Source organism: Lishizhenia sp. (genome assembly GCF_057456495.1).
The window spans coordinates 1-4599 of sequence record NZ_JBVCPV010000206.1; the positions used below are offsets into that span (position 1 = coordinate 1).

The following is a 4599-nucleotide window of genomic DNA, read 5'->3' on the forward strand; positions in this document are numbered from 1 at the left end:
GGGTGAACAAGGTGTTATTAACCTTTTAAGAGCAGAAGGATACACATTAACTCCCATGAATTATTAGGATGAAAAATTTACTTATTTGGAGCCTGCTGATTCTTAGCTTTTATGCATGTAAAACGTATAATGAAGACCAAAAAGAAGTCTTTAACACTACCATAAAGGCACATATAGATAGTTTAAACCAACAGGGCTTTAAAACCTTAGAAAGTGGTTTATTTTACCGTGTTATTGAAGAAGGCGAAGGAAAACACAACATTAAGTATACAGACAATGTTGAAATATATTATACGGGTTCCTTGCTCAACGGTGATGTATTTCAAGTAATCACGCCAGAAGAAGCTTTGAATTTTGACGTTAAAGAATTAATTGTTGGCTGGCAAGAAGCCCTTGGCCTAATTCGAGAAGGTGGAGTTATTGAAATATACATTCCTCCTTATTTAGGATATGGTGATAGAAAGACTGAAAAAATACCGCAGAATTCAATTCTGCATTTTGTACTAGGCGTAAAAAAGGTGGTTTAATTACCACCTTTTTTCTTTGTCTTATATCCTTCAGCAACCAATATCTCAGCTACCTTATCTTTGAAATTTCCTTGTATTAAAATCTCTCCATCTTTGGCACTACCTCCTACTCCACATTTGCTTTTCAAAATTTTAGCCAAATCTTTCAGATCATCACTCGATCCAACAAAACCTTCAACCAAGGTCACTTCCTTACCCTTTCGTTTTTTTCTATCGATAGATACATACAATAGTTGCTCAGATGGATCTAGTGTCTCTTCTTCCAACTCATCATCATAATCGTAAGAAAAATCTTGATTCGTACTGTATACGATATCTACTCTCTTCTTCTTTTTATTTCCCATTACTCACAATATTTATGGCTGTTTTAAAATCGTCTGTTTCTATAAAGTCTGGATGCAAATTTATGGCATTTCTAATAGTTTTTGCTGCTCTCGTCTGAAAAATCCCAACATGCAAGCCTTGTGCTTTCAGTTTTTCAATCTCTGTGTTCGTAGTTGCTGAGTATTTCACTTCAACACCATATAATCCGGGATGTTGGGTTAAGATTTCGTCTAAATTTTCATCTGAATTAACAATGTACATCACCTTTTCATAGTGTGTAATTACACTATCTAACCAAGACTTTTGAGTCATTAACAAATGAATATTTGCAGCTCCCACACTTTGCCAATTCATTTTCTCCAAACCTCTCATCAATACCTCTTGACCATACAACCCGCAATTGTTCCAGTGTTTAATATCCAGATAGAAAGATTTATTAGGATAACGAGAAAAGTCGAACTCATTCAAACAAATCAACGCTTCTCCGTTCTTCAATTCTAATTGACTCAATTCTTTATCCGTATAAGAAGAGATACAAAGTGCATCATCAAATTTCTTTTTCAGATCAGCATCATGAAACACCCACATGGAACTATCCTTGCTAAATTGAATATCCAACTCAACTCCAGCGCAGGCTTCAAAAGATAAGGCGTAATTAACCGCTTCCAAAGAATTATCTATATAGGGCGAATGTATAGCTGTGATTCCAGCTCCCGCGTGACTTATAATAGCAACATCGGAGAATTTGGCTTTTTCACAAGCCGAAACAAGAATTAATAGTAAAATCAAACTAAAACGCATAACTCAATCCCATATTTAAATGTGCATTAAAATAAGCTTGCGTTCCACCAGGAGAACTTTCTGCTCCCACACTACACCCTATATTGACATGGTAAAGAAGCGAACCTCCAATTGCTACTCCGGTATGTGTTCCAATTTCATTATAAAAAGTACTGTTCTTTTTACCCACAGGAAGCAGGGATGAAAAAGTATTTGCCCCGATTATGGCGCGAATACGCTCTCCTTGGAAATAGGTATAATTATACCTCAAGTTCAAAGATGGATGGACTGTTCGTGCGGCAAATGTCGCTCTTGTTCCACATCCTAAAGCCATAGTAATACTTTGGTTTTCTTTTAGCTCGTGTTCAAAAAACACTTGAGAATAGACATCGAACCTATTGGTCCTTACTTCTAACCCCAAATTGTTTTGAGCCCAGGTAAATATCGGAATCACGACGAGAGTTAAGACGAGTAAGCGCATTATTGATTGTAAACTTTCACTTTACAGTTGTTCAATAAATTCTGATCTTTCAACTGAATTTCTAACTGCTTTCTCAATTTCTCATTCACTTGTAACTTATCCACCTCAAGGGTATCGTAGTAATGCACTGCCAAGGCAAAAATGGTATCTTTCACAGTTTCATTTTGCGCCTGCACCCCTGATAGAACTTCAATAGATTCTACCTCCGGATAATGCAAAGCAATCGTCGATGCCAAGGTTGCTGCATTTACTTTTTGCTTTTTTAAATTCTCTATGGAACTCTTCAAATTGGCATTCTGAATGTTCAAATCTCTTATCAATTCATCCTTCTTCATGATAACATCATAACCCGCCCCAGAAGAAAGGTTGCTGTTTTTAAATTCGTCCAAATACTCCTTCAACTTTCTATCTACATCCTCCCCTTGAATAATAGATAAATTGTTTTCACTTAGATTGTACGTTCTCAGCTGAGCATACCATACTTGTAAGGTAGATTCTGGCACCGTTTTATTGGTCAAAATGACCTCTACTTTAGGTATTTCTCCAGTCAAATCAAACTTTTGATTCACATCTAATGTCTCATCTGTTTCAATTACATTTCTAATGAAATTGGTGGCATTTTCCGTAAAAATAGTCTCCTGTACCTTTCCATAAAACAAGTAAACAGAAGGAACGATAACCAAGAAAATCAAAACGGTAGAAACTACTTTCACCTTCTTCTCTACCTTAGGATTTATGAAGTGTCTAATTGGGAATTTTAAATACCTCACCACCAAAATGGTAGATAAACAGATAAAAAGTGTATTGATTAAAAACAAATACGATGCACCAAAAAAGAACTGCCAATTTCCATTCGCTAAACCATAACCCGCCGTACATAAAGGAGGCATAAGTGCAGTGGCAATTGCTACCCCTGGAATTACTGTATTGTTATCTCCTCTACTGGCAGCAATAATACCTGCCAAACCACCGAAGAAAGCAATGAACACATCCATAAGGTTAGGTCCAGTTCTCGCTTCTAATTCAGGTGTTAAACCATGTAAAGGAGTAATTAAAAAGTAGATATAAGCCGTAAGTAAGGAAATACCCACAGCCACACCAAAATTCTTTAAAGAATCTATGATCAGTTTAATGTCGTTTGTTCCAACCCCTAATCCCATTCCTCTGATAGGTCCCATCAAAGGTGAAATAAGCATGGCTCCAATAATCACTGCCACCGAATTGGTGTTTAAACCTACAGAGGCCACAACAATAGAACACATCAGTACCCACACATTGGGGCCAACAAAATTTATTCCTTCTCTTATGTTTTTAATGGTTCCATTGATATCAGCACCATCTTGAAAAGAGACAGTTTCCTTGAGAAAGGAGAAAATAGACTTAATCCCCTCTCGCACATCTGTATTGATATTGATTTTTGTAGGATCTCCTTCTATAGGATCGTCATACTTATTACCGTTATCATACAAGTGTTCAAAGGCCTTCTTACGCCTTTGTTTTTCCTCATGGAGTTCATCTTTGGGTTGATCAGATGATGAAGTATTTTCGGCAGCACCCTCATTCGGTGTATTCTCTTCATTTTGAGCTTTGTTCTGCTCGTCTTTAGGGTCTATATTTTCCTCGTTCATTGTAATAACTTAAGCAACCGTTGCATTTCCATCGTATTTCTTTCAGAAGAAAGCGCTTTTTTAATGAGTTGTTTTTCTTGCTTGGTTAAATGCCAAGATAGTGAAATTTTGTCCTTAGGCGTCTCCCTCAAATTTAAACTTACAATGTCAATAGGGTAATCTTGGTACCTTAAAAATAGATTGACCAATTCATCTTGATTATAATCTTGCACCTTAGGAAAGTTACCATACACGTTGGAAAGTGGCTTAAACATTTTTTCAAATAAAGAGATGGCATGTTCCTCATCTGGATTCAATCCCTTTTTCGTATCTCTAATCTGAACAATGATTACTCCACTGGTATTTTCCTTAATCCAATCTTCTAAGGCACTCAAATAGCGCAAGGTAGTTTTGGCCCCATAATTATCTCGTATTCCGGCATCCATAATATGAACTTCCGGTTCTGTAGGCAGTGTAACCATTGGCGTTATATAGGGAAAGGTTGCATTCATCCTTAATGCAGTTGCAAAACGTAATTCTCCAGCATCTTGATGTTGAATGATTTTATTGAGCTCTACATTTTCAGTCAAAACAGAATCTCCCTCAACAATGCCAGAACCAAACATAAAACCAAGATTCTGACTACTAATAATCAACCTTCTTCCATCTTCTATAATGGTGGGTGAAAAGACAAAAGTGGGTACCAATGCTGCTTGTTCAACCTCTCGGTAATCCTTCAATTGTTTGTTTAAAACTTGATTGGTGTTACTCAACAACTGTTGTTCTAAAGCGTATCCTCTATCGGTTGTATACGTTTGTCCATTATAATCGAACTTTTGATATCTAAAAAAGATATCATTAGTAGCTAGTGAAACCCCTA

6 protein-coding genes are annotated in these 4599 nt (G+C 36.6%); 1 reads left to right on the forward strand and 5 read right to left on the reverse strand.

Translation table 11 applies throughout. The annotated features are described in order from the left end of the window. Positions 1–68 precede the first annotated feature (68 nt). Complete coding sequence (locus tag AC22ZQ_RS12540; protein WP_318959110.1) at positions 69–527, forward strand: FKBP-type peptidyl-prolyl cis-trans isomerase; 459 nt, start codon at positions 69–71, stop codon at positions 525–527. Here the strand turns inward: AC22ZQ_RS12540 and AC22ZQ_RS12545 are convergent. The 5 genes from AC22ZQ_RS12545 to AC22ZQ_RS12565 all read right to left on the reverse strand — a co-directional run. Beyond that, positions 524–871, reverse strand: coding sequence for a translation initiation factor (locus AC22ZQ_RS12545; RefSeq protein ID WP_318959111.1), 348 nt, complete (start codon positions 869–871; stop codon positions 524–526). The two genes, AC22ZQ_RS12540 and AC22ZQ_RS12545, sit on opposite strands and share 4 nt — an antisense overlap. After that, on the reverse strand, positions 861–1652 hold the full coding sequence (locus AC22ZQ_RS12550) for a glycerophosphodiester phosphodiesterase (RefSeq protein WP_318959112.1): 792 nt from the start codon (positions 1650–1652) through the stop codon (positions 861–863). Before AC22ZQ_RS12550 ends, AC22ZQ_RS12545 begins: the two co-directional genes overlap by 11 nt. Then, positions 1642–2085 (reverse strand): hypothetical protein, encoded by a 444-nt coding sequence (locus AC22ZQ_RS12555; RefSeq protein ID WP_318959113.1) that lies wholly within the window; start codon positions 2083–2085, stop codon positions 1642–1644. Before AC22ZQ_RS12555 ends, AC22ZQ_RS12550 begins: the two co-directional genes overlap by 11 nt. A 26-nt stretch (positions 2086–2111) precedes the next feature. Further along, entirely contained in the window at positions 2112–3740 is a 1629-nt protein-coding gene (locus AC22ZQ_RS12560; protein WP_318959114.1) for a DUF389 domain-containing protein, read from the reverse strand. Further along, positions 3737–4599, reverse strand: an 863-nt coding sequence (locus tag AC22ZQ_RS12565) for a hypothetical protein (protein ID WP_318959115.1), incomplete at its 5' end; no start/stop codon positions are given. The genes AC22ZQ_RS12565 and AC22ZQ_RS12560, both read right to left, overlap by 4 nt.